Consider the following 505-nt stretch of genomic DNA (forward strand, 5'->3'; position numbering starts at 1 on the left):
ATGGGAGCACCGTCCTGCCGGGACCAGTGGCCATCGTCATCCTGGGTATCCAGAACCCAGCGGTACTGCCCCATCGTGGCCTCCTGTGACAACGATCCTGCCCGGAACACGACCGTATGAGGCGGACGGGCCAACGGCGACCGGGGGATCGGCGCACACCCCGCTCGGGCTCGCCCCCGGTCCACATCTGCGCGGTGACGAGCCCATGACTCATGGCGTCGATCGTGCCCACGTGCAGGATGTCGCCGTCGTCGCCTGGCTGGGCACAGGCTTGGGCCGCGTACCTTGCCGACGCTAGGGTGTGGCGCCGTACTCGGCGGATCGCTCGCCTGACGGAGGTGGGGGATGGGGCACATGGATGCGGACCACGCGGAGCTGGTCGTCGCGGCGCAGGCCGGTGACGACCGGGCGCGCGAGGAACTGATCGCCGCGTACCTGCCGTTGCTCTACAACATCGTCGGGCGGGCGCTGGGCGGGCATGCCGACGTCGACGACGTCGTCCAGG

General features: G+C 69.9%; 1 protein-coding gene. It reads left to right on the forward strand.

Going from position 1 to position 505, the window contains the following annotated elements:
- Positions 1-354: 354 nt before the first annotated feature.
- A partial coding sequence (locus ABD323_RS46195; protein ID WP_425556378.1) for an RNA polymerase sigma factor occupies positions 355-505 on the forward strand: 151 nt, incomplete at its 3' end.

Source organism: Kitasatospora nipponensis (genome assembly GCF_039528135.1).
GTDB lineage: Bacteria > Actinomycetota > Actinomycetes > Streptomycetales > Streptomycetaceae > Kitasatospora > Kitasatospora nipponensis.